Origin of the sequence: Hydrogenophaga pseudoflava (assembly GCF_004353865.1) — a bacterium.
Classification (GTDB): domain Bacteria; phylum Pseudomonadota; class Gammaproteobacteria; order Burkholderiales; family Burkholderiaceae_C; genus Hydrogenophaga; species Hydrogenophaga pseudoflava.
In genome coordinates this window covers 4,240,385-4,262,697 of record NZ_CP037867.1, presented here as the reverse complement: position 1 = coordinate 4,262,697, position 22,313 = coordinate 4,240,385, and the positions used below count along the sequence as shown (strand labels likewise).

General features: G+C 66.7%; 26 protein-coding genes. 4 read left to right on the top strand and 22 right to left on the bottom strand.

Annotation, left to right across the window (positions count from 1 at the left end):
* Genes cheD through HPF_RS20545 form a run of 5 tightly spaced genes read right to left on the bottom strand, consistent with a single transcriptional unit; the run spans window position 1 to window position 4,570 of the window.
* Entirely contained in the window at window positions 1-729 is a 729-nt protein-coding gene (cheD, locus tag HPF_RS20565) for a chemoreceptor glutamine deamidase CheD (protein ID WP_133157683.1), read from the bottom strand.
* The gene (locus HPF_RS20560; RefSeq protein WP_133157682.1) at window positions 716-1,648 is read right to left on the bottom strand and encodes a CheR family methyltransferase; all 933 of its coding nucleotides are present in this window, start codon (window positions 1,646-1,648) and stop codon (window positions 716-718) included. Before HPF_RS20560 ends, cheD begins: the two co-directional genes overlap by 14 nt.
* Window positions 1,648-3,717 carry a chemotaxis protein CheA gene (locus tag HPF_RS20555; protein WP_066154923.1) on the bottom strand — a complete coding sequence of 690 codons (2,070 nt, stop codon included), beginning with the start codon at window positions 3,715-3,717 and terminating at the stop codon, window positions 1,648-1,650. The genes HPF_RS20560 and HPF_RS20555 overlap by 1 nt, the downstream gene beginning before the upstream one ends.
* A gap of 10 nt (window positions 3,718-3,727) precedes the next feature.
* Window positions 3,728-4,090 carry a response regulator gene (locus HPF_RS20550; protein ID WP_066154921.1) on the bottom strand — a complete coding sequence of 121 codons (363 nt, stop codon included), beginning with the start codon at window positions 4,088-4,090 and terminating at the stop codon, window positions 3,728-3,730.
* A 48-nt stretch (window positions 4,091-4,138) separates the two neighbouring features.
* Window positions 4,139-4,570 (bottom strand): hypothetical protein, encoded by a 432-nt coding sequence (locus HPF_RS20545; RefSeq protein WP_066154918.1) that lies wholly within the window; start codon window positions 4,568-4,570, stop codon window positions 4,139-4,141.
* Window positions 4,571-4,713: 143 nt separating this feature from the next.
* On the opposite strand from HPF_RS20545, the gene HPF_RS20540 reads away from it, so the two are divergent.
* Together HPF_RS20540 and HPF_RS20535 are read left to right on the top strand one after the other, a co-directional pair.
* Complete coding sequence (locus HPF_RS20540) at window positions 4,714-5,829, top strand: hybrid sensor histidine kinase/response regulator (RefSeq protein WP_066154915.1); 1,116 nt, start codon at window positions 4,714-4,716, stop codon at window positions 5,827-5,829.
* Window positions 5,826-6,455, top strand: coding sequence for a response regulator (locus HPF_RS20535; protein WP_066154911.1), 630 nt, complete (start codon window positions 5,826-5,828; stop codon window positions 6,453-6,455). The genes HPF_RS20540 and HPF_RS20535 overlap by 4 nt, the downstream gene beginning before the upstream one ends.
* A gap of 260 nt (window positions 6,456-6,715) precedes the next feature.
* Here HPF_RS20535 and HPF_RS20530 read toward each other — a convergent pair whose 3' ends face one another.
* Window positions 6,716-7,429, bottom strand: coding sequence for a hypothetical protein (locus HPF_RS20530; RefSeq protein WP_133157681.1), 714 nt, complete (start codon window positions 7,427-7,429; stop codon window positions 6,716-6,718).
* 589 nt (window positions 7,430-8,018) lie between these two features.
* Between HPF_RS20530 and HPF_RS20525 the strand changes: the two genes are divergently transcribed.
* Window positions 8,019-8,453, top strand: a complete 435-nt coding sequence (locus tag HPF_RS20525) for a hypothetical protein (protein ID WP_133157680.1) — start codon at window positions 8,019-8,021, stop codon at window positions 8,451-8,453.
* A 9-nt stretch (window positions 8,454-8,462) separates the two neighbouring features.
* On the opposite strand, the gene fliR is transcribed toward HPF_RS20525, so the two are convergent.
* From fliR to fliF, 13 genes are all read right to left on the bottom strand, one after another.
* Window positions 8,463-9,230, bottom strand: a complete 768-nt coding sequence (fliR, locus tag HPF_RS20520) for a flagellar biosynthetic protein FliR (protein ID WP_133157679.1) — start codon at window positions 9,228-9,230, stop codon at window positions 8,463-8,465.
* A gap of 16 nt (window positions 9,231-9,246) precedes the next feature.
* Window positions 9,247-9,516: a flagellar biosynthesis protein FliQ gene (gene fliQ / locus HPF_RS20515; protein WP_066154898.1), complete on the bottom strand. Its 270-nt coding sequence runs from the start codon at window positions 9,514-9,516 to the stop codon at window positions 9,247-9,249.
* 13 nt (window positions 9,517-9,529) lie between these two features.
* Window positions 9,530-10,297 carry a flagellar type III secretion system pore protein FliP gene (fliP, locus tag HPF_RS20510; protein WP_133157678.1) on the bottom strand — a complete coding sequence of 256 codons (768 nt, stop codon included), beginning with the start codon at window positions 10,295-10,297 and terminating at the stop codon, window positions 9,530-9,532.
* Window positions 10,284-10,646, bottom strand: a complete 363-nt coding sequence (locus HPF_RS20505) for a FliO/MopB family protein (RefSeq protein WP_133157677.1) — start codon at window positions 10,644-10,646, stop codon at window positions 10,284-10,286. Before HPF_RS20505 ends, fliP begins: the two co-directional genes overlap by 14 nt.
* 8 nt (window positions 10,647-10,654) lie before the next feature.
* Window positions 10,655-11,083 (bottom strand): flagellar motor switch protein FliN, encoded by a 429-nt coding sequence (gene fliN, locus HPF_RS20500; protein ID WP_133157676.1) that lies wholly within the window; start codon window positions 11,081-11,083, stop codon window positions 10,655-10,657.
* Window positions 11,073-12,080, bottom strand: coding sequence for a flagellar motor switch protein FliM (gene fliM, locus HPF_RS20495; protein ID WP_066154888.1), 1,008 nt, complete (start codon window positions 12,078-12,080; stop codon window positions 11,073-11,075). Before fliM ends, fliN begins: the two co-directional genes overlap by 11 nt.
* A gap of 18 nt (window positions 12,081-12,098) precedes the next feature.
* Complete coding sequence (locus HPF_RS20490) at window positions 12,099-12,686, bottom strand: flagellar basal body-associated FliL family protein (protein ID WP_066154886.1); 588 nt, start codon at window positions 12,684-12,686, stop codon at window positions 12,099-12,101.
* A 157-nt stretch (window positions 12,687-12,843) separates the two neighbouring features.
* On the bottom strand, window positions 12,844-14,145 hold the full coding sequence (fliK, locus tag HPF_RS24100; RefSeq protein ID WP_133157675.1) for a flagellar hook-length control protein FliK: 1,302 nt from the start codon (window positions 14,143-14,145) through the stop codon (window positions 12,844-12,846).
* Entirely contained in the window at window positions 14,142-14,612 is a 471-nt protein-coding gene (fliJ, locus tag HPF_RS20480; protein ID WP_066154881.1) for a flagellar export protein FliJ, read from the bottom strand. The genes fliK and fliJ overlap by 4 nt, the downstream gene beginning before the upstream one ends.
* Complete coding sequence (gene fliI / locus HPF_RS20475) at window positions 14,609-16,078, bottom strand: flagellar protein export ATPase FliI (protein ID WP_133157674.1); 1,470 nt, start codon at window positions 16,076-16,078, stop codon at window positions 14,609-14,611. The genes fliJ and fliI overlap by 4 nt, the downstream gene beginning before the upstream one ends.
* A complete protein-coding gene (locus tag HPF_RS20470) occupies window positions 16,071-16,781 on the bottom strand; it encodes a FliH/SctL family protein (protein WP_066154878.1) in 711 nt (236 codons plus the stop codon). Before HPF_RS20470 ends, fliI begins: the two co-directional genes overlap by 8 nt.
* The gene (gene fliG / locus HPF_RS20465) at window positions 16,765-17,760 is read right to left on the bottom strand and encodes a flagellar motor switch protein FliG (RefSeq protein ID WP_079366698.1); all 996 of its coding nucleotides are present in this window, start codon (window positions 17,758-17,760) and stop codon (window positions 16,765-16,767) included. The genes HPF_RS20470 and fliG overlap by 17 nt, the downstream gene beginning before the upstream one ends.
* Window positions 17,761-17,781: 21 nt before the next feature.
* Complete coding sequence (fliF, locus tag HPF_RS20460; protein ID WP_133157673.1) at window positions 17,782-19,452, bottom strand: flagellar basal-body MS-ring/collar protein FliF; 1,671 nt, start codon at window positions 19,450-19,452, stop codon at window positions 17,782-17,784.
* Window positions 19,453-19,635: 183 nt separating this feature from the next.
* On the opposite strand from fliF, the gene fliE reads away from it, so the two are divergent.
* The gene (gene fliE, locus HPF_RS20455; protein ID WP_066154872.1) at window positions 19,636-19,959 is read left to right on the top strand and encodes a flagellar hook-basal body complex protein FliE; all 324 of its coding nucleotides are present in this window, start codon (window positions 19,636-19,638) and stop codon (window positions 19,957-19,959) included.
* A gap of 98 nt (window positions 19,960-20,057) precedes the next feature.
* On the opposite strand, the gene HPF_RS20450 is transcribed toward fliE, so the two are convergent.
* The 3 genes from HPF_RS20450 to fliD all read right to left on the bottom strand — a co-directional run bounded on the left by HPF_RS20450 (window position 20,058) and on the right by fliD (window position 22,284).
* On the bottom strand, window positions 20,058-20,351 hold the full coding sequence (locus tag HPF_RS20450) for a flagellar protein FliT (RefSeq protein ID WP_066154869.1): 294 nt from the start codon (window positions 20,349-20,351) through the stop codon (window positions 20,058-20,060).
* Between the two features lie 2 nt (window positions 20,352-20,353).
* Window positions 20,354-20,788: a flagellar export chaperone FliS gene (fliS, locus tag HPF_RS20445; RefSeq protein WP_133157672.1), complete on the bottom strand. Its 435-nt coding sequence runs from the start codon at window positions 20,786-20,788 to the stop codon at window positions 20,354-20,356.
* A gap of 80 nt (window positions 20,789-20,868) precedes the next feature.
* Window positions 20,869-22,284: a flagellar filament capping protein FliD gene (gene fliD / locus HPF_RS20440; protein WP_133157671.1), complete on the bottom strand. Its 1,416-nt coding sequence runs from the start codon at window positions 22,282-22,284 to the stop codon at window positions 20,869-20,871.
* Window positions 22,285-22,313 lie beyond the last annotated feature (29 nt).

Below are 22,313 nucleotides of genomic sequence, written 5' to 3'. Positions count from 1 at the left end.
TCAGAACAGGTCCACCGAGCCGCCGGCGTTGGTCTTGGCGACCACCGCAGCATTGCCCTTGCGTTCCTGCGTTTCCAGCGTCTCCGGATGCGAGTGGGCCAGGCGCTTGACCATGGCCTTGCCCGTCGCCGGGAAGTAGCAGACCTTGCGCGGATGGATGTCCAGGACGTCCTTGGAGATCACGGCGATGCGTTCGGTCTGCAGGTAATCGAGCACGAAGGCGGTGTTGCGCTCGCCCACGTTCATGGTGGTGAAGCTGTGCATCACCTGGCCGCCGCCGAACACCTTGGCCTGCATGCTCTCGCGCCGGGCGCCGAGCTTGATCATCTCGTTGATCAGCAGTTCCATCGCAAACGAGCCGTAGCGGCCCGAGGTGTCGCCCGCGCCTTCGGGCAGCATGAAGTGGTTCATGCCCCCCACGCGGACCTTGGGGTCCCAGATGCAGGCTGCGATGCACGAGCCCAGAACCGTCATGACCATCATGTCGTCGGTGGTCACGTAGTACTCACCCGGCAGCACCTTGACGGTGTCGATGTTGAAGTGGTGGTCGCGGTAGAAGAAGGAGGCCTCGCCCGGCCTGGGCGCCCGGGTCTTCAGCGCATCCAGTGTGGACCTGGGCGGTGTGGCGGCTGGCGGAAGGACTGGCCGCTGGCCCGAACTGCCTGCGGCCTGAAGTCCCCCCGGGGGGAAGGCGCGAAGCGCCGCAGTGGGGCTTTCAAAGCCTTTCATAGACGGTCTTTCCCCGCAGCGTGAAGAGGCTGCGCGCGTCGCTGAAGTTTTCGGCGTGACCGACGAACAGCATGCCGCCGGGCTTCATCACCCGGTGGATGCGTTCGAGCACCTGGCGCTGGGTGGCCGCATCGAAATAGATCATCACGTTGCGGCAGAACACGATGTCGAAGGGCTCGCGGAACGGCAGATCGTGGATCAGGTTGACGGTCATGAACTCCATGTGTTTCTGGAGTTCGGGCTTGACGCGCATCAGACCGGCGTTCGCACCCTTGCCGCGCATGAAGTGGCGCTGCAGGCGCTCGTGGCTCAGGCCCTTGACGCCATCGGCCTTGTAGACGCCGCGCGCCGCAGTGGCCAGCACCTTGGTGTCGATGTCGCTGTTGACGATGTGGAAGCTGCCCGAGGCGCCCAGCGTCTCCGCCGCGGTCATTGCGATCGAATAGGGCTCCTCGCCGGTGGACGCGGCCGAGCACCAGATCTTCCAGTTGTGGGAGCGATTGGCCGCCAGCAATTCCTGCAGCACGCCGAAGTGGTGCTGCTCACGGAAAAAGGCGGTCAGGTTGGTGGTCAGGGCGTTGATGAACTCCTGCCACTCCGGCCCGTCGTGCTGTTCCAGCGCGTCCAGGTAGGTCTTGAAGCTGGTGTGGCCGGTCTCGCGCAGGCGTCGCGAGACGCGGCTGTACACCATCGCGTGCTTGCCGTCGTGCAGGCTGATGCCGGCCTTCTTGTAGATCAGCGCCTTGATGCGCGAGAAGTCGGCGTCGGACCAGACGAACTCGCGCCCCTGGGCCAGCGGACCGTCTTCGTCCAATGCAAAGGGTGGGGCCGTGACGGGAAGCACCGCAGAACCGGCTCTGCCGGGCTGCAGGTGCTGCCCCCTGGAGGGGGGCGTGCGGAGCGCGGCGGGGGTACTCATCAGTGCCTCGAGCGGCGCACCAGGCCCGAGGTGTCCAGGATCAGGGCGACCTTGCCGTCGCCCAGGATGGTGGCGCCCGAGACGTTGGGAACCTTGCGGTAGTTCGACTCCAGGTTCTTGATCACCACCTGCTGCTGCCCCAGCAGCTCGTCCACCATCAGGGCCACGCGCGATCCCTCGGCCTCCACCACCACCATGATCGGGCTGCCGCCGTGGAACTCGAAGCGCGGCACGCTGAAGATCTTCTCCAGCTCGATCACCGGCATGTACTCCTCGCGCACCTTCACCAGCTGCGCACCCTGCGCCACGGTGTTGATGTCGCCGGGGTTGATCTGGAAGGACTCGATCACCGAGGACAGCGGCAGGATGTAGACCTCGTCGCTGACGCGCACGCTCATGCCGTCCATGATGGCCAGCGTCAGCGGCAGGCGCACCTTGACGCTCATGCCGTAGCCCTCGGCGGAGTCGATCTCCACCGTGCCACCCAGCGAGAGGATGTTCTTCTTGACCACGTCCATGCCGACCCCGCGGCCGGACACGTCGGTCACCACCTCGGCGGTGGAGAAGCCCGGCGCCATGATCAGGTTCCACACCTCGGTGTCGGTCATCGTATCGGGCGCATCCATGCCCTTTTCTCGGGCCTTCCTGAGCAGCTTCTCGCGCGAGAGGCCCTTGCCGTCGTCGCGCACCTCGATCAGGATGCTGCCGCCCTGGTGCGAGGCCGAGAGCGTGATGGTGCCGTGATCGGGCTTGCCCCTGGCCAGGCGCTCCTCCGGCATCTCGATGCCGTGGTCGCAGCTGTTGCGGATCAGGTGGGTCAGCGGGTCGGTGATCTTCTCGATCAGGCCCTTGTCCAGCTCGGTGGCTTCACCGTGGGTGATCAGCTCGACCTTCTTGCCCAGCTTGCTGGCCAGGTCGCGCAGCATGCGCGGGAAGCGGTTGAACACCACCGACATCGGGATCATGCGGATCGACATCACCGCTTCCTGCAGGTCGCGGGTGTTGCGGTCCAGGTCGACCAGGCCGGCCAGCAACTGCTGGTTGGCGGTGCTGTCGAGCTCGCGGCTCTTCTGCGCCAGCATGGCCTGGGTGATGACGAGCTCGCCCACCAGATTGATCAGCTGGTCGACCTTGCTCACGGACACGCGCAGCGTGCTCGACTCCAGACCACCGGCGGCGGCCGGACGGGCCTCGGCGCGCGGCGCAGGCTTGGCCGCCGGAGCGGCTTGTGCCACCGGCACGGCCGGCGCGACCGCTGCGGGGGCCGCAGGCGTGCCCGGCGCGTCGTCGAAAAAGCCGAAGTCCCTGCCTTCACCGGTCGTTGGCGCGCCGGCTTCGGAAATCTGGATCTGCTCCTTGCTCACGTGGAAGGTGAACAGGTCCAGCAGGTCGCTGTCGCTGGAGCGGGTGAACACCTCGAGCGAACGGAACTGGCCGTCGTCGCGCGTCGATTCGATGCGTCCCAGACCGGCGATGTCGCGGAACAGCTCACCGATGCCGTCGGCCTGGGCCAGCTGGTCCAGCGGGCCGATGCGGATGGTCAGCTTGCGCTCGCCTTCGGCCAGTGCCGCGGCGGGCGCAGGGGTCGGTGCCTGCACCGGGGCTGCAGCGGCGGCGACCGGCGCCGGCGCCGGGGCGGCCACCGCGGTGCCATGGGCCAGCGCACTGATGCGCGCCACCAGCTCGCCCGTGGGCGGCGGCTCCACGCCCTGGCCCTGGTGGCGGGCCAGCAGCAGCTTGAGCGCGTCGGACGATTCCAGCAGCACGTCCACCATGGGCGGCGTGGGCTGCAGCTCGTGGCGGCGCAGCTTGTCCAGCAGCGACTCCATCTGGTGGGTCAGCTCGGCCACGTCGGCAAAACCGAAGGTGGCGGCGCCGCCCTTGATCGAGTGCGCGCAGCGGAAGATGGCGTTGAGCTCCTCGTCGTCGGCGTGTTCCAGGTCCAACGCGAGCAGCATCTGCTCCATCTGGTCCAGGTTTTCGCCGGCTTCCTCGAAGAAGATCTGATAGAACTGGCTCAGGTCGATGTTGCCACCGGCGGAGGAGTTTTCGTGGGTTGCTTCTGCCATGGGGCGCTCCTCAGCGGATCACTTTCTGGATGACCTCGATCAGGCGGCCCGGATCGAAGGGTTTGACCAGCCAGCCCGTCGCGCCCGCGGCGCGGCCGGCCTGCTTCATCTGGTCGCTGGACTCGGTGGTCAGGATCAGGATCGGTGTGGCCTTGAACTTGGCGCTCTCGCGCAGCTTCTTGGTCAGGCCCAGACCGTCCAGACGGGGCATGTTCTGGTCGGTCAGCACCAGATCGATGTGGTGGGACTGCGCCTTTTCAAGCGCATCCTGTCCATCGACTGCCTCCACGACATGAAAGCCTGCGCCAGTGAGGGTGAAAGACACCATCTTTCGCATGGAGGCCGAGTCGTCGACGGCAAGAATGGATTGCATGGGGGTTCTCCGTGGTTCGTTCGGATATCGGCAAACAGGTGCGTGTCTTTAGAACAGGTCGATGGAACCGGCGTCCATCTCGTTCTGGGTGACCGGACTGGGGCGATCGGGGGTCGGGTCCACGCAGATCGGCAGTTCGTCCTCTTCCGGCTCCATGGCCTCCTCGGCCAGCTTCCAGGCGCAGCCCTGCAGCACCTTGCCGGTGTGCACGATCAGCTGCGTGGCCATGTCGTGGAACTGGAGTTCGGTCACGGCCTGGTGCAGGCTGCGGCGGATGCTCAGCAGGTCGTCGTTCTCGTTGCCGTCCAGGTGGGCCAGGGCGTGGTTGGCGGTGGAAAACCGCTCCATCAGGTTGTCGGTGGCGTGGTCCAGCAGACCCTCCAGACGCTTGAGGTCGGTCATCGCCATGAGCAGGGAGTCCTGGAGATCGGCGACCAGGTTCACTGGCAGATTGACGGATGGCAAGGTCTGGGGCGTCATCGGCGGGTCCTTGTGGTCGGGCTTGAGGGTTGTTCTCGAGGCCGCTCCAGGGAGTTGGGGCAGTACAATTTTCGGGAACTGTGACAGGCTGTATCGGCAGAAAACGGCCCGAATTCAGCGCCATTTCGACCACTGCGAGCCGCATGCCCGATACCACCGCATCCCGTCCGGTCCGCATCCTCCACCTGGAGGATTCCCGCGTCGACCACGCCCTGGTCAAGTTCGCGCTGCAGAAAAGCGGGCTGAACCACGACATCCTGCTGGTCGACACCCTCGACGACTTCGAGCGCGAGCTGCGCGAGAATCGCTACGACATCGTGCTGGCCGACTACCACCTGCCCGGTTTCTCCGGGCTGGACGCGTGGGACCGGCTGCGGGAGATCGGACTGGACCTGCCGTTCGTCATCCTCTCGGGCGCCATCGGCGAGGCCGCGGCGGTCGAGGCCATGCACCGCGGCGTGAGCGACTACCTGCTCAAGGACAGCATGAACCGGGTGGCGCACGTCATCCAGCGCGCCATCGAGGTGTCCGAAACCCGCCGAGCCAAGGCCCGGGCCGACGCCGAACTGGCCGACTCCCAGCGCCGCCTGGCCGAACTGGCCGAACACCTGCAGACCAGCATCGAGCAGGAACGCGCCGACATCGCGCGCGAAATCCACGACGACATCGGCGGTTCGCTGGCCGCCGTCAAGCTCGACTTGGCCTGGATCGCCCGCCGCCCGGCGCTCGACCCCGAGGTGCGCCAGCACATGGACACCGCGCTGGAGATGCTGCAGCATGCCCTGGGCGCCAGCCAGCGCATCATGATGAACCTGCGCCCGCCCATCCTCGACCAGGGGCTGGTGGCGGCGGTGCAGTGGATGGCCACCGGCTTCGAGAAACGCAACGGCACCCGTGTCACCGTGCGCCGTTCGTCCGATCACATCGATGTGCCGCACGCGGTGCAGCTCGTGGCCTACCGCACCGCGCAGGAGGCGCTGACCAACGTGGCCAAACACGCCCGGGCCAGCGCGGTGGACATCGACCTGAGCGACCGCGAGGGCGTGCTCACCCTCGAAGTCAGCGACAACGGGCAGGGCCTGAGCGCCGAGGCGCTGCGCAAGGCCAAGTCCTTCGGCCTGCTCGGGCTCAAGGAACGCGCCGCCAAGGTCGGCGGCTGGCTGGACATCAGCAGCTCATCGCGGGGCACCTCCGTGATCCTCTCGGTGCCGCTCGATGACGATGACGGGAACCACCACCACAGGGACGAAGAACAATGATCAAGGTCATCTTGTGCGACGACCACGCGGTCGTCCGGCGCGGCATCCGCGACACCATCTCGGAAGCGGTCGACATCCAGGTCGTCGGCGAGGCCGGCAGCTACCCCGAGCTGCGCGAGCAGATGCGCAAGACCGAGTGCGACGTGCTGGTGCTGGACCTCAACATGCCCGGCCGCGGCGGGCTGGAGGTGCTGGCCGCGCTGCGCGAGGAGGGCTCGCCGGTCAAGACGCTGGTGGTCTCGATGTACCCGGAAGACCAGTACGCCATCCGCTGCCTGCGCGCCGGCGCGCGCGGCTACCTGAACAAGGCGGGCGAGCCGGCCGAGATGATCGCCGCCATCCGCACGGTGAACCAGGGCCGCAAGTACGTCACGCCCGAGGTGGCGCAGATGCTGGTGGACAACCTGAACGCCCCCGAAACCGAAGAGCTGCACGCCAGCCTGTCCGAGCGCGAGCTGCAGACCCTGCAGAAGATCGCCTCGGGCAAGAAGCTTTCGGAGATCGCCGAAGAGCTGATGCTCAGCCCCAAGACCGTGAGCGTCTACCGCGCGCGAGTGCTGGAGAAACTGCACCTGTCGAACAACGCGGAGTTGACGGTGTATGCGATTCGGAACAGTCTGGTGTGAGGTGGTGAGTTCCGACGACAAAGAGACTGCGCTTCCTGAGTTGCCCTATGGCGCGGAGCGCAATTGACGCACATGCCCTGCAGGTAAGAGCGTTGCTGGCCGAGTTATTGGCCAAAATTCCGGATCACTGAGTTGTGAGCAGGCGTATCAAGTCTGCGTGGGTGGTCTTGAAATAGAAACACCGCTTGCTCCTTCAAACGGGAAGGCAATCCCAAGCAGCTGCTCATCGGTCCAAAAAGTTGCCCATCAAATACTGATGCCTATTTCTGTAGGTGAGAGGCGATATCGGGCACCAGATAGATTTCTTCTCCGGCAAACACGTAATAATCGACTGAAGTCACTGTCCGTACCCGTTTGATCTCATGCATCACCGCCTTTAACCCGGGGCCCTTTACCAAGATCGCTTGATTGTAGATATTCGCCACGGTCGGTACTTCTTCAATGGCGCGGAGGGTGATTTTTCCTGGAGGCACCGCGCCGCGTTTTATGAGTGCCTTGGGAAGGGTTGTCGTCGCGTAGTCTTTTGGGGTGACGTATCTATTGTTGCGGTGTGGCTTATAAGTTGCACTCATGGCAAAGCGTACCGGGTCGAGCTGATCAAGGTCGAAATTCTTGTTCAGAATGATGAGGTAGATGGCGTCGTCCGTGGTGCTGATTTTCCTCCCTGCAGGAAGTGTTTCTATTGCAGCTTGTTGTTTCTTGGGTAATGAGCTTTCGGTAGGGGTTGCGTATTCTTTTTTCAAGCCACAGATGTCAAATGCATACAGATTGGGTCTGACCAGATTGGCGACATTAAAATGATTCATCCCTTTCAGTGATTTGACAGTTTCATCCGCCACACAGTGACAGAATTTTGTCTTTCCCAAATTGCCGTTGTCAAACTTCTGATGCTGTGAATAGACTCCTCCGCAATTGCCTAGCGAGTTTGCATGGATTTTCTCCGGCTGCAAGCATCTGGCGGCCTCATTCATCATGACACGGCTATACACTTGCAATGGGGGGTGGGAGGGGTTGTCACTGAATGCATCTTTGAATGTGGAGGTTATGCAATCGCAATCATATGCGATGCTTCGGTATTTGTCTCCCTGGCATCTGTTTCGTACCTTGTCCACCTCGTCTTCTGCCCAGGAAGCTGATGGAAATAGGAGGCCTACCATAAACAGGAGAAAGACAGCACTTTTCATTTTTTGACGCTCATTCAAATGTTTTTGGCAATCTGGATTTTGTGAATTTTCACAGTTTCCGGATATTTCTAGCTCCAGGTTGTATTCCGCTTCATTGCCTTACTCGCATGTCACGAGAGCAACAAAAGTCCGAAGTGGGTTGCCCATTTGGGTGGGCAGAAAATCACCACTTTCGACGTGTTCATCTGTGCCCTCAGGAAAGCTGGACTGATACGAACGGGTTATTTATTCAGTGTAAGTAGATGAAGCGTTAAGTCAACGATAAATCTGACCCAGCTCCGGTTGGGCGACTAACGGTATCCGCATCGCCGGCCCGTTCAATCACACGCGACAACTCGTTCTCCGGTGTGGGTCGTGCAGACACGTTGACAATCTGTGCATGCACCGCCGAACCGCCTCCCTCACACTGCTCGCCACCGCCGCCAGCCTGTTCACCGCCTGCAGCAAACCCGACCCGCAGACCGCGCTTGAAGCCGCGGTGCAGCAGTTGCAGGACCATCTCGAAGCCAAGGACAGCAAGGCCGTGCTGGCGATGCTGGATGCGCGGTTCAGAGCGCAGGACGAGTACGACGCCGAGTGGGCGCGCAAGACCATGGCGCTGATGTTCCTGCGCTATGCCAATGTGAAGGTGATCGCGGTCACGCGCAGCAGCCGCATCGACCCGCCGGGTTCGAGCATCGGCATCACCGAGGCGCAGGTGCTGTTCACCGGTGCTCAGGGACTGATTCCCGAACGCGCCTCGCCCTACTCGGTGCAGCTGCAGTGGGCGCTGGATGGTTCGGACTGGAAGCTGCGCGACCTGCGCTGGGAGTGAGCCGCGGGCTCAGCTTCCGGTGAACATGCCGGTGGCGAGCTTCATCAGCGCCACCACCGGGCCTTCGAGCATGGGCAGGGTGACGGCGATGCCCAGCAGGCCGGTGGTGAGGGTGAGCGGGAAGCCGATGGCGAAGGCGTTCATCTGCGGCGCCACGCGCGAGATGAAACCCAGCACGATGTTGACGAACAGCAGCATGCCGATCATGGGCAGTGCGATCCACAGGCCGTAGCGGAACACGACCGAGCCGAGTTCGTGCAGGCGCATGCGTTCGATGGCCTCGAACGCGCCGGTGCCGATCGGAAAGGTCTCGAAGCTGGCCACCACGGCCTGCAGCACCATGAGGTGGCCGTTGAGGACCACAAAGAGCAGCATGGTGCTGTTGCCGTAGAAGCGGCCGACGGCGCTGGTCTGCTGGTTGGTGGTGGGGTCGAAGAAGCCGGCGAAGTTCAGGCCCATCTGCAGGCCGATGATTTCGCCCGCCAGTTCCACCGCCGCGAAGACGATGCGCACCGCCAGGCCGATGGCCAGGCCGATCACCACCTGCTGCACCACCACGCCCATGGCCTGTGGGTCGGTCAGGCCGATCACCGGCTGGTCGGCCAGCGCCGCCTGGGCGCAGATGGCCACCAGCATGGCCAGCGCGACGCGGGCGCGCATGGGCACCGAGCGCGCCGAGAAGATGGGCGCGCTGGAGAACACCGCCAGGATGCGCAGGAAGGGCCAGAACACCGGCGCCACCAGCGCCATGATGTCGGCTTCGCTGAAGGTGAACATGGCGCCGCGCGAGCGTTCAGATCGCGTGGTTCGGAATGGCCAGAATCGTGTTGCGGATGAACTCGACCAGCGTGGTCATCATCCACGGGCCGGCGATCGCGAACACGGCGATGGCCGCGATCAGCTTGGGCACGAAGGAGAGGGTGGCTTCGTGGATCTGGGTGATGGCCTGGAACAGGCTCACCAGCAGGCCCACGCCGAGCACCACGGCCAGCACGGGCGCGGCCACCATGAGCACCATGAAGAGGGCGTTCTGGCCCATCGTGAGGGCGGCTTGGGGGTCCATGGGTTGGTCCTGTCTAGGTGGCAAAGGAAGCGGCAAGCGAGCCGAGCAGCAGGTTCCAGCCGTCGGCCAGCACGAACAGCATCAGCTTGAAGGGCAGGGCGACCAGCACCGGCGAGAGCATCATCATCCCCAGCGACATCAGCACGCTGGCGACCACCATGTCGATCACCAGGAAGGGGATGAAGATCATGAAGCCGATCTGGAACGCGGTCTTGAGCTCGCTGGTGACGAAGGCCGGCACGATGACGCGGAATGGCGCGGTTTCGGCCTTCACGTCTTCGGGCAGCTTGGCCAGGCGGGCGAAGAGTTCGAAGTCGCTCTGGCGGGTCTGCTTGAGCATGAACTCGCGCATCGGGCCCTGCGCGCGGTCCAGCGCCTGGTCGAACGGGATCTGGTTGCTGGTGTAGGGCTGGTAGGCCTCGTTGTAGACCTTGTCCAGCGTCGGCCCCATGACGAACAGGGTGAGGAACAGCGAGAGGCCGATGATCACCTGGTTGGGCGGGGCGGACTGCGTACCCAGGGCCTGGCGCAGCAGCGAGAGCACGATGACGATGCGGGTGAAGCCCGTCATCAGCAGCAGCACCGCGGGCAGGAAGCTCAGCGCGGTGAAGAACAGCAGGGTCTGGATCGGCACCGAGTAGCTGGTGCCGCCCGCGCCCTGGCCGACCACGATGGGCAGCGCGGCGTTGCCGGTCTGCTGCGCCCAGGCGGGCGCGGCGGCCAGCAGCAGGAGCGCCAGGCCCAGCAGGCGGGCGCGGCGGGGGTGTTCAGCGGTTCGCATCACCGTCCTTGCGGAACAGGGCCAGCCGCGCGGCGAAACCGGCGGGGGCGGGGGTGTGGCCCGGGGCGGCGGGCGCTTCGGTGGCCTCGGGCGGCAGCGGCATCTGGTGCAGTGCGGTGACGCTGCCCGGCGAGACACCGAGCACCAGGCAGACCGCCTGTTCGCCCTGGCCGACCTGCAGCGTGACCACGCGCTGCTGCGGGCCGAGCGCGACGCCGCCGAGCACCTGCAGGTGCGGGCCGGCGCGGTGGGCGGCGCCCGGCAGGTGGCGGCGGTAGCGTTGCAGCAGCCAGGCTATGCCCACCATGACGATGAGCAGCACGATGGCCGGGGCGGCGTTCTGGAGCATGACGACCTTCAACCCTTGGAGAGACGGCGCATGCGCTCGGACGGCGTGACGATGTCGGTCAGGCGGATGCCGAACTTGTCGTTCACCACCACCACCTCGCCCTGGGCGATGAGGTAGCCGTTGACCAGCACGTCCATGGGCTCGCCGGCCAGCGCGTCGAGCTCGACGATGGAGCCCTGGGCCAGCTGCAGGATGTACTTGATCGGCACCTTCACCCGGCCCAGCTCCACCGTCAGCTGCACCGGGATGTCCAGCACCATCTGGATGTCCTGCATGACGTTGCCCGCGGCGGTGGCAGGCGTCGAGGGGTGGTCGTCGAAGGCGGGTGCGCCGTCGTGGGCGCCGCTGCCGGCGCTGGCCACGGCCTGTTCTTCGAGGGCCTGGGCCCAGTCGTCGGCGACGGAATCGTTCATGGTGTCGGGGCTCTCAGTGGACATAGGGATCTCCTTGCCAGGTCTTGTCGGTGCTGCTGCTCAGCTTGCGGTCGATGCGCAGCGCGTACTTGCCTTTGTGCGTGCCGTACTGGCACTCGAACAGCGGCACACCGTCGACGTGGGCCTTGATGGCCGGGTTGCGGTCCAGCTCGATGAAGTCGCCGACCTGCATCGCCAGCAGCTGCTCGACGGTGGCATCGGTCTGGGCCAGCTCGGCCACCATCGTGACCTCGGCGGCCTGGATCTCCTGGCCCAGCAGCTTGACCCAGCGGCGGTCGACCTCGATGGCGTCGCCCTGCACGCTGGAATACAGCACGTCGCGGATGGGCTCCAGCGTGGCGTAGGGAATGCAGATGTGCAGCGAACCGGTGATGTCGCCGATTTCCAGCGTGAAGCTGGTGGACACCACGATCTCGCTGGGGGTGGCGATGGTGGCGAACTGGGGCTGCATTTCCGAGCGCTGGTAGGCCAGCTCGATCGGGTACACGCCGCGCCAGGCCTTCTTGTATTCCTCGGCCACCACCTCGACCAGGCGGTCGATGACGCGCTGCTCGGTGGGCGAGAAGTCGCGCCCCTCGATGCGGGTGTGGAACTTGCCGTTGCCGCCGTAGAGGCTGTCGATCACGCCGAACAGCAGGTTGGGTTCGCACACCACCAGGCCGTTACCGCGCAGCGGACGCACGGCCATGATGTTGAAGTTGGTGGGCACCGCCAGCTCGCGCAGGAAGGCGCTGTACTTCTGCACCTGCACACCGCCGACCGAGATCTCCGGGCTGCGCCGGATGAAGTTGAACAGCCCCAGGCGCAGGTTGCGCGAGAAGCGTTCGTTGACGATCTCCATCGTGGGCATGCGCCCACGGACGATGCGCTCCTGACTGGAGAGGTTGTAGGTGCGGACGCCGTCGGTGGGCGTGTCCTCTTTCTCGAGCTTCTGGCTCTCGCCGGTGACCCCTTCCAGAAGGGCGTCGACTTCTTCCTGGGAAAGAAACGAATCGGCCATGGCGTCAGGTCCCCCGGGTCACTGCACGATGAAACTGGAGAAAAGCACGCCCTCAAGCGGGCTGGGAGCGGCCTTTTTCTTCTTCTTGCCCTGGGCGGCGGGTTCGGCGCCCGGGCGCTCGTAGTCGTAGCCCATGACGTTGGAGATCTCGGCCATGATGTCCTGGATCAGGGCCTGCTTGCCGTCGGTCCGCAGCATCTGTTCGGCGGTGCGCTGAGAGACCAGGATCAGGATGCCGTTGCGGATGCTGGGCATGTAGGTCTTCATCTCCTCGCCGGTCTTGGCGTCGGCCAGCTGCAGCGTGATGCCCAGCTGGGCGAAGCGGTTGCCGCCCGGGTCGGCCAGGTTGACCACCATGCTGTCCAGCGGCAGGAAGGTCGGCGGGGTCTTGGGGTCGCGCAGCGGTGCGGCGTGCTCTTCCTCGGCCGTGAGTTCGGTGCCGTCTTCCTCGTCTTCGCTCTGCGCCTTCTTCAGCAGGAAGAGCGCCGTGCCCGCGCCGATCAGCGCCAGCACCACCACGCCGATGATGATGAACAGCAGCTTCCTGCTCTTGGGTTTGGCTGGGGCCTCGCCATTGGCGGGGGCGGCGGCAGCGACAGCAGACATGGACATCCTCCGGAAGAGCGCCCCGTGGGGGGCGGTGCCCGCCGAAAAGACCGGCGGGCTGTGGAGGAATTATTGGAGCCACCCCCCCCGGGCGTAGCCCTGAATAGCGCCGGAAAACCCCGCTATTCGCCGGCTCCGCGCGGTCCGGTTGGCGTTCTCAGACGAACAGGTCGAGTGGGCGGCTGCCGTCGCTGCGGGGCCGTGGCGTGGCCGGCACGGCGCTGCCGGCCGGTGCCGCCGCGGTGTCGGCACGGGCCGAAGGCGCGCCTGGGCGGGCGGGCGGCGTGGCCGGGCCGTCCTGCCCCTGCTGGCCGCGCTGATCGCTGACGCTCACGTCGCCCAGCTGGATGCCACCGCGCTGCAGCAGGTCGGCCAGCGTGCCCTCGGCGCTCTGGCGCAGCTCGGCGCGCGCCTCGGCGCTGTCGGTGCGGAAGCTCAGGTCCAGTTCCTGGCCGGTGAGCGAGAGCCGCACGTCGATGGCGTTCTCGCCGTCCTCGCCGATGCGCAGGCTGGCCTGGCGCAGGTGCGGCGAGGCGAAGCTGTCGAGCCGCTCTTCGGCCTCGGCATCGGCCTGCGCCAGCGCCTCGTCGTAGGTCTCGTCGCGTGCGTCGCTGCGCAGCTCGTCGCGGGTGTCGGAGCGGTCGCCGCCCTCGGTGCCCGCCTCGCCGCCGGTGCCGGGCTGGCCGGTGTGGTCGGCGCCGCCGGCCATGGGCACCGCGCCCTGCAGGCTTGCGGCCGCCAGCGGGGTGTCGAGCGAGGCGTCGTCGCTGACGGCCTGCGCAAAGCGCTGGTCGAGCGCGACCGTGCTGTGCAGCGGCAGCGCCGGCCCGGCGTCGATCCGCACCATGGTGCGCTCGGCGGCGGGGGCCGACTGGGCCTGCGTGTGGTGCCATTGCTGGAGCGCGCTGGTGCCCGCCATCTGCGCAGTGCTGCGCCAGGCGCCGGGCCGGGCGTTTGACGCCAGGGCGCTGTTGCCCGCGGCCGGTGGGCCGGCGTTGGCCGCCGAGAGCTGGGCCTGGGTCTGTTCGTCCAGTGCCTCGGGCTGGTCCAGCACCTGCATGCCCTGCAGCGCGTCTGCGGACGCGCCGTCGGCTGCCGCTGCCTGGGCGGGGGCTCCGGCGTCCGGGGTGGTGCCTGCCAGACCGCGGGCGCCGGGGGCGGCGGGTGCGCCAGCGGAGGGCAGGGCGGCCCAGGCCATCATGGCTTCCAGCTGGGCTTCGCCGGACTCCTCCGCAGGGGTCTCGGCCGTGTCCTGCACCAGCTCGGCGGCCACGCCTCCGTCTGCGGGCAGCGGGTCGCTGGCGCTCAGCAGCAACAGCAGGTTGGCGAACGGGTCGGCGCCGGTGTCCTGGCCGCCGGGTTTGCGGGTGCCCTGGGCGCCGTGGCGACCGGTGGCCTGTGCCGCCTGGGTCGGGCCGTTGGACGAGTGGTGCGAGGCAGAGGGGGCGGTGCTGCTCATGAACGGGCTCCGTGGGCGGCCGACAGGGCCTGTCGCAGGTGGATGGTCAGCGCCATCTCGTCGGTGGCTTTCTGTTCCTGGCGCATGGCGCGGTGTTCGATCGCCTGCTGCTTGCGCTCGGCGTACTTGCGCAGGCCGGCGACGTCGCGTTCGGCGGCATAGACCTGGGCCTGGGCGCGTTCGACCACCTCTTCCCGGCCGCGCTGCACCGCCTGCTGGAACTCGATGGCGTGGGTGATCTTCTCCATGAACAGGCGGTGGTGGTGCAGCAGGTTGGCGTCCACGCCGCCCGTGGTGCTGCGCTGCGCCCAGCGCTGCAGCGCCTCGTCGGCGTAGTTGCGCAGCTGGTTCATCTGGGCCTGCGCCGCCTGCAGTTCACGCTGGGCCTGGCCGAGCGCGGTGAGCGCGTCGTCGCGGCGCCGGGTGGCCAGGTCCACCACCTTGTGCAGGGTCTGCAGGTTGCTCATGCGTGGGTTCCTTCATACAGGTTGTGGTTGGCGTGCCCGCGCGCACCGCGGCCGTCGCGTGTGGGCTTGTCCTCCTGCAGCGCCACGGCCAGCTGCTGCAGGCTGTGCTCCATGGTCGCGGCTTCGCGCATGTCCTGCATCAGGAAACGCTGCAGGCCCGGGTAGAGCACGATGGCGCGGTCGGTCTCCGGGTCGCTGCCGGCGGCGTAGGCGCCCAGCTGGATCAGGTCGCGGCTCTTCATGTAGCGCGAGTAGTAGTTGCGGAACTTGCGCGCCAGCTCCAGGTGCTGCGGCGTGGCCACGTTGTGCATCACGCGCGAGGCCGAGGCCTCGACGTCGATGGCAGGGTAGTGGCCCGACTCGGCCAGCGCGCGAGAGAGCACGATGTGACCGTCCAGGATGGCGCGCGCCGCGTCGGCGATCGGGTCCTGCTGGTCGTCGCCTTCGGACAGCACGGTGTAGAAAGCGGTGATCGAGCCGACGCCGTTGAGGCCGTTGCCGCTGCGCTCCACCAGCTGCGGCAGCTTGGCGAAGCATGAGGGCGGGTAGCCCTTGGTGGCCGGCGGCTCGCCGATGGCCAGCGCGATCTCGCGCTGCGCCATGGCGTAGCGCGTGAGCGAGTCCATCAGCAGCAGCACGTGCAGGCCGTCGTCGCGGAAGCGCTCGGCAATGGCGGTGGCGTAGGCCGCGCCCTGCATGCGCACCAGCGGCGGCGCGTCGGCCGGCGCGGCCACCACGACCGAGCGCTTGCGGCCGTCCTCGCCCAGGATGTCCTCGATGAACTCCTTGACCTCACGGCCGCGTTCGCCGATCAGGCCGACCACGATCACGTCCGCCTTGGTGTAGCGGGCCATCATGCCCAGCAGCACCGACTTGCCGACGCCGGAGCCGGCGAACAGGCCCAGGCGCTGGCCACGGCCGACCGTGAGCAGGGCGTTGATGGCGCGCACGCCGGTGTCCAGCGGTTCGCGCACCGGGTCGCGGTCCATCGCGTTCAGCGGCGCCTGGTTCATGGGCTCGATGTCGACCTCGGTGATCGGCCCCATGTGGTCCATGGGGTGGCCGTGCGAGTCGACCACGCGGCCCAGCAGGCCGCGGCCCAGCGGCAGGCGCAGCAGCCCGCGGTCACCGGCCGATGGTGGCTTGTTGACCTGGCCCATGCGCGGCACCGGGCGGTAGGGCGCCAGCGGCGTCACGCTGGCGCCGCTGGCCAGGCCGCGGGTGTCGCCCGCGGGCATCAGGAAGGCGCGGTTGTTGGCGAAGCCCACCACCTCGGCCAGCACCGGCTCGCGCTTGCCGTTGGCGATCAGACACTGCGAACCCACCGGCACACGCAGGCCCACGGCTTCGAGCACCAGGCCGGCCAGGCGGGTCAGCGTGCCGCGCGTCTCCAGCGGCGTGTGCACGTTGGCGCCGATGCGCAGGTCGTCCATGTACTGGGCCCAGCGGCCGTCGGGTTCAGACATCGCCCGCCTCCGGGTTCCAGGGCGCGTCCATGCCGAGGTTGCCCAGGGCCCGTGTCCAGCGCTTTTCGATGGTGGCGTCGACCGTTGCGCCGGGGGTCTGCAGCAGGCAGCCTCCCGGGGTGATGGTGACGTCCGCCACGAAGTCGGGGGCGTTCTCGCCCAGGGTCTCCATCAGCGCGCCGCGCATCAGTGCGAGGTCGTCGGGGTGCATGCGCACGGTGGCGGGCAGGCCGTCCTCGACGATCTGCTCCAGCGCCTCGCCGATCACGGCGCGCAGGTGGACGGTGTTGCTCTGCAGCTCCTGCCGCACCACCTGGCGCGCGATGTCGCAGGCCAGGTCCAGGATCTGGCGGCCGATCTTCTGCTCGGCCGCGATCAGCTGTTCGGCCATGCCGTGCAGCATCTGGCCCATGCGCACCCCGGTTTCCTCGATGGTGCGGCGCATGGCGGCTTCGAGCGCGTCGCGCACCTCCTTGCTGCCGGTGTCGTGCCCGTGGGCGAAGCCGTCGGCGTAGGCCTGCTGGCGGGCCTCTTGCAGCGCTTCCTCCAGGGCCTTGTCGGGTTCGGGCTCGGCCTCCACCGCCGCCGCGACCGGGAGCGTGTCGCTGCCGTCCATCGACGAAAAGTGCCAGGCCGACACGCCGTCGATTTCTTCCCGCGGGATGAAGCGGGTGTGCGTGCTGGGCTTAGACGAAGCCTTCATCGTCGCCTCCTCCGATCGCGATCTGGCCCTCTTCGGACAGGCGCCGGACTATCTTCAGGATGTCTTTCTGCTGGTTCTCCACCTCGGACAGCCGGACCGGTCCGCGCGATTCGAGGTCGTCGCGCAGGCCCTCGGCGGCGCGCGAGGACATGTTGGCGAAGACCAGTTCGCGCAGTTCCGAGGACGCGCCCTTGAGCGCGATCACCAGCGACTCCGAGGCCACCTCCTTGAGCACCAGCTGGATCGACTTGCCGTCGAGCTTGATCAGGTCCTCGAAGGTGAACATCTTGTCCATGATCTTCTGCGCCAGGTCGGCGTCGAAGTTGCGGATCGCCTCGATGACCGAGGTCTCGATCTGGTTGCCCATCATGTTGATGATCTCGGCCGCGGTCTTGATGCCGCCCATCGAGGTCTTGCGGATCTTGTCGCCGCCGGCCAGCACCTTGTAGAGAACCTCGTTGAGGTCCTTGAGCGCGGTGGGCTGGATGCCTTCGAGCGTGGCGATGCGCAGCATCACCTCGTTGCGGGTGCGCTCGGTGAAGTTCTTCAACACGTCGGCGGTCTGGTCCGCTTCGAGGTGCACCAGGATGGCCGCGACGATCTGCGGGTGCTCGTTGCGCAGCAGCTCGGCGATGGACAGCGGGTCCATCCACTTCAGGCTCTCGATGCCGGAGACATCGCCGCCCTGCAGGATGCGGTCGATCAGCAGCGAGGCCTTGTCATCGCCCAGGGCGCGCCGCAGCACGGCGCGCACGTAGTTGTCGGTGTCGGACACCAGCAGGCTCTGCGAGGAGGCCACGGAGGTGAACTTCTGCATCACCTGGTCGACCCGCTCGTGGGACACGGCGCGGGTCTTGGCGATGGCCTCGCCCAGCTTCTGCACTTCCTTGGGGCTCAGGTGCTTGAACACCTCTGCGGCTTCTTCCTCGCCCAGTGTCATGAGGAAGATCGCGGCGTCCTGGATTCCCTGTTCTTCCATGATCGTCTTTCCTTGGCCGGCTTACGCCGGCGCTTCGCCGTTGACCCAGCTCTTGACGATGTTCGCCACCGCCATCGGGTTCTCCAGCGCCAGCCGCTTCGCGTCGACCAGGCGCTGGTTCTCGACCGGCATGGGCAGGCCCGGGCGCTCGGGTGTCTCGTCGAGCACCGCGTCGAGCTGGGGTGCCTTGGCCTTGGCCTTGTCCTCGATGCGTGGTGCCGCCGGGGCGCGCATCATCTTCATGCCCGGGCGCACCATGCCCATGAGGATCAGCAGCGCCACGCCCAGCGCGCCAACGGGCCAGGCCAGGCTGCGGGCCAGTTCCATGTTCTCGGGCTGCTTCCACCAGGCCACCGCCACGTCCTCGACCGGCTGGGGAACGTTGAACACGGCGTTGACCACGTTGACCGAGTCGCCCCGTTCCTGCTTGAAGCCGATGGTCTCGCGCACCAGGGCGGTCATCTGCTCCAGCTGCTCGGGCGGAATGGCGGTGGTGACGAGCTTGCCCGTCTTGTCGGTGACGCTGCGGTGGTTCACCACCACGGCGGCGGTCAGGCGCTTGACGGTGCCGCTGGCCTCGCGCACGGTGCGCACGGTCTTGTCGATCTCGTAGTTGATGACCGATTCGCGGCGCTGCGTGCCGGCCTTGTCGGCGTTGCTGGCCACACCCAGCGGCGCGGCGGCGCCGTTGATGGGGGCGGTGCCGGTGGCCGGCGGCTGGTTGGTGGTGGCGCCGGGCACGCCCGCGGGCTGGGCCTGGGCGGGGGTGCCGTCCTCGACGATCTGCTGGCTGCGCACAGCGCCGGGCTCGCCGCCCTGGTTGGGCCGGTGCTGCTCGGAGGTGGACTCGGCCAGCGAGAAGTCGATGTCGGCGCTGACCTGGGCCCTGACGTTGCCGGCGCCCACCAGGGGCTCGATCATGTCCAGGATGCGGCGGGTGTAGAGCTGTTCCACCTGCTGGGTGTACTGCAGCTTCTGGGTGTCGGCGCCCTGGGCCATGCCGTCGGGCGTGGCCGAGAGCAGGGTCCCGGCGTCGTCCACGACGCTGACGGCCTTGGGGTTCATCTCGGGCACGCTGGAGGCGACCAGATGCACGATCCCGGCGATCTGCGCCTTGTCCAGGGTGCGGCCGGGGTGCAGGGTCAGCAGCACCGAGGCGCTGGGCTTCTGCTGCTCGCGGAAAAAGCCGTTCTGGTTCGGCAGGGCCAGGTGCACACGCGCGGCCTGCACCGAGGAAAGCGACTGGATCGAGCGGGTGAGTTCACCTTCCAGGCCGCGCTGGAAGGTCAGGCGCTCCTGGAACTGCGTCATGCCGAAGCGGTTGGCCTCCATCAGCTCGAAACCGCTGACCGTGCCCTTGGGCAGGCCCTGCGAGGCCAGGCGCAGGCGGGTGTCGTGCACCTTGTCGGCCGGCACCATGATGGCGCCGCCACCCTCGGTGTACTTGTAGGGCACGTTCATCGTCGTCAGCTGCGCGATGATGGCTCCGCCGTCCTTGTCGCCCAGGTTGTTGTAGAGCACCTTCCAGTCGGGCTGGCGGCCCATGAAGAACAGGGCGATGGCGATCGCCAGCAGGCCGAAGGCGCCCAGGCCCATCTTGATCTTCTGCGCGCGGTCCAGACGTGAGAGTCCGGCGCTCAGCGCGTTGCGGTTCTCTGGCGCAAGGTCCATTTCGGCGACGGCAGTGCTCATGGCGGGGGCTTCGAAGTGGGTCGGCAAATGGGGGAATCTCCCCTGTTGCGACCGAGTATCCGGTCCCGCTCACCCCGGCATAGCCATGAAAAAGGCTGCCTTTGACCCCCTATTCCCGGCGCGCGGAAGGGGCCCGCTCACTAGCATCCAGTCCTGCACCCGTCAGAGTGAAAGGACACCGCCATGGACCTGCGAATCAATGCCCTGAACAGCCAGGCCGTCAACGGCATCGGCCGCCCTGCGGCTGCGCGCGGCGGCGCGCCGGCCGGCGTGGGCGGTGTCGGCAGCGGCTTTGCCGACAACTTCAAGACCGCCCTTCAATCGGTGAGCAAGGCCCAGAACGAGGCTTCCCAGCTGCAGAACGAAGTGCAGAAGGGCAACCCCAACGTGAGCCTGGAAGAGACCATGCTCGCGATGCAGAAGGCCCAGATCGGCTTTCAGGCCACCATGCACGTCAGAAACCGCATGGTCCAGGCCTACACCGACATCATGAATATGAGCGTTTGACCCCCCCGCGCCGCCTGCGGCGTCACCCCCCAGGGGGCGATGCGAGCGGCCCGGCGAAGCCGGTTCCGCCGCATCCTCGACGAACTTCCCTTCGTTGATCAATGGACTTGCTTTGCGTCCATCAATTGCTCGAGGTCGCCCAGCCAGGGTTCGGCCAGGCAGCGGATCTCGGCGTCGGCGCGCAGGATGCGCTGCATGATCCGGGCCTTTTCCTTGCGCTCGTCCGGTGCCAGCCGCAGGTTGCGCGACTTGTGGCGCAGCTGGGCGATCAGCACCGCGCAGGTGCCCTCCAGATGCACGATCTGGTCCCAGTCTTCCACCCGGGCAGCCTCCAGCATGCGCTGGCTGGCGGATTCGATGGCTTTGTAGTAGTCCAGCAAGCTGTGCTCCATGATCAGGCTCCACGGCCCGCAACGGGCTGCAGGTAGGCGGGGCCGGGGCCCCCGATGAGTTTCCACGACTGCGCCACGGGCTCGATGAGCTTGCTCACTTCTTCCAGCGCCGCGGGGTCGTTGCGCAGGTTGGCCTGGGTCAGCCGCAGCGTGCTGTAGCCGTAGAGATCGCGCAGGTTGGCGGCGATCTCGCCCCCTTCGCGCAGGTTCAGGCCCGCCTTGAGGCCCTCTTCCAGAATGCGCACCGCCTTGCCGAGCGCAGCACCCTTGACGGCGGTGTCGCCGCGCACCATGGCGCCGCGGGCTTCGGCGATCGACTGCAGCAGCGCGTCGAACAGCAGACCCACCAGGGTGTGGGGGTCGGCGCCCTGTACGCTGGTTTCGACGGCAACGCGTTTGTAGGCAGAGGCGGCGCGGTGGGTGGCAGAAGTGAACATGGTGTCGGTTCCTTGTTGCTGATGCCTTTTTTTATCGGCATCGGCAACCGGGACTGTAGTCACGGAAGTGTTCATTTGCGTCAGCTCTTGTTCCACAAAATGATCTGCTGGCTGACGAAGGCGCTCAGGCCATTGAGCGAGCCCACGGCGGCGTCCATGGCGTTGTACTGGGCCAGCAGGCGCTTCTCGGTGCGCGCAGCCTTGTCGTTGACGCGGTCCTGGTCCAGGGAGTTGCGCTTGATCGAGGCCTTCAGGGCATCGGTCTTGTTGGAGACCGTGCCGTCGGCGTCGATCAGGCCCTCTGCGAAGTTCTTGATCTTCCAGCCGAAGCCGGTCGCCGTGGGGTCGCTGCTGGTGGACGTGAACAGGGCCTTGAGGTCGTCCAGGTTGTCCAGCGCGGCGTCCATCTTGGTCGCGTTGATCTCCAGCTTGCCGCCGGATTTGAGCTCGATGCCGACGTCCGAGAGTCGGCTGTAGGGCGTGCTCGCAGACACCGATCGCATCATGCCGCGCAGGGCGTTCTGCAGGCCCACCGTGGTGGCGTCGCCCTGCAGCGGGCCGGCGGTCTTGGTGGCCTCGTCGTAGCGCAGGGCGCTGGTCAGCGTGGAGTTGAGCGTGTTGTACGCATCGACGAAGGCCTTGACGTTGCTGCGGATGGCCTCGGTGTCGTTGGTGACATCGATGGTCACCGGCGCGGTGGTCTCCTGGCTGAGCTGGATCGTCATCCCGGTGAGGGTGCCGCTGAGCGTGTTGCTGGCCGAGGTGACGGGCACGCCGTTGATCGTGGCCTGCGCGTTCTCGGCGTTCTGCGAGCGCGACATGCCGTTGGCATTGCCGACGCTGAAGGCCAGGCGCGAGAGGCCGGCGGCGTCCGTGTCGTCGCCGTCGTCGTCGGCGACCGTGATGCGGAAGGCGTTCTCCTCACCGGTGGCCTTGGAGCGCACCAGCAGGCGTTCGCCCGAGGCGTCGCGCAGCACGGTGGCGCTCACGCCGGCGTCGGAGTCGTTGATCTTGGACGCGATGCTGGACAGCGAGTCCTTGCCGGCGTCGATGTCGATGGTGACCGGCGTGCCGCTGCCGGCGGTGAAGCTGCTGCCACTCCACTGGCCGAGTTCGATGGTCATGCTGCCGGTGCCCATGGCGGTGCCCGCGGTCACGGCGGCCGAAGCGGTGGACTGGGCCTTGGCCAGGTTCTGCACCTCCATGGTGATCGAGGTGGCGGGCGCGCCGGCCTTGACCGTCACGCCGATGGCGGACGGGTTGGACGAGGTGGCCTTGACCGGGTCCCAGCCCGAGGCCTTGGACAGGTTGGCCGCGGCATCGCCCAGCGCCGACACCTGGGACTTGATGGTGCCCATGGTCGAGAGCTTGGTCTGCAGGGACGTGGCCTGCGTCTTCAGCTGGGTCAGGGGCGCCTTCTCCAGGGCGACGAGTTGCGAGACGATGCTCTGGATGTCCAGGCCGCTGCCGATGCCTGGTGACGAGATGGTGGCCATGGACGCTCCTTGTCATCCCCGACGGGATG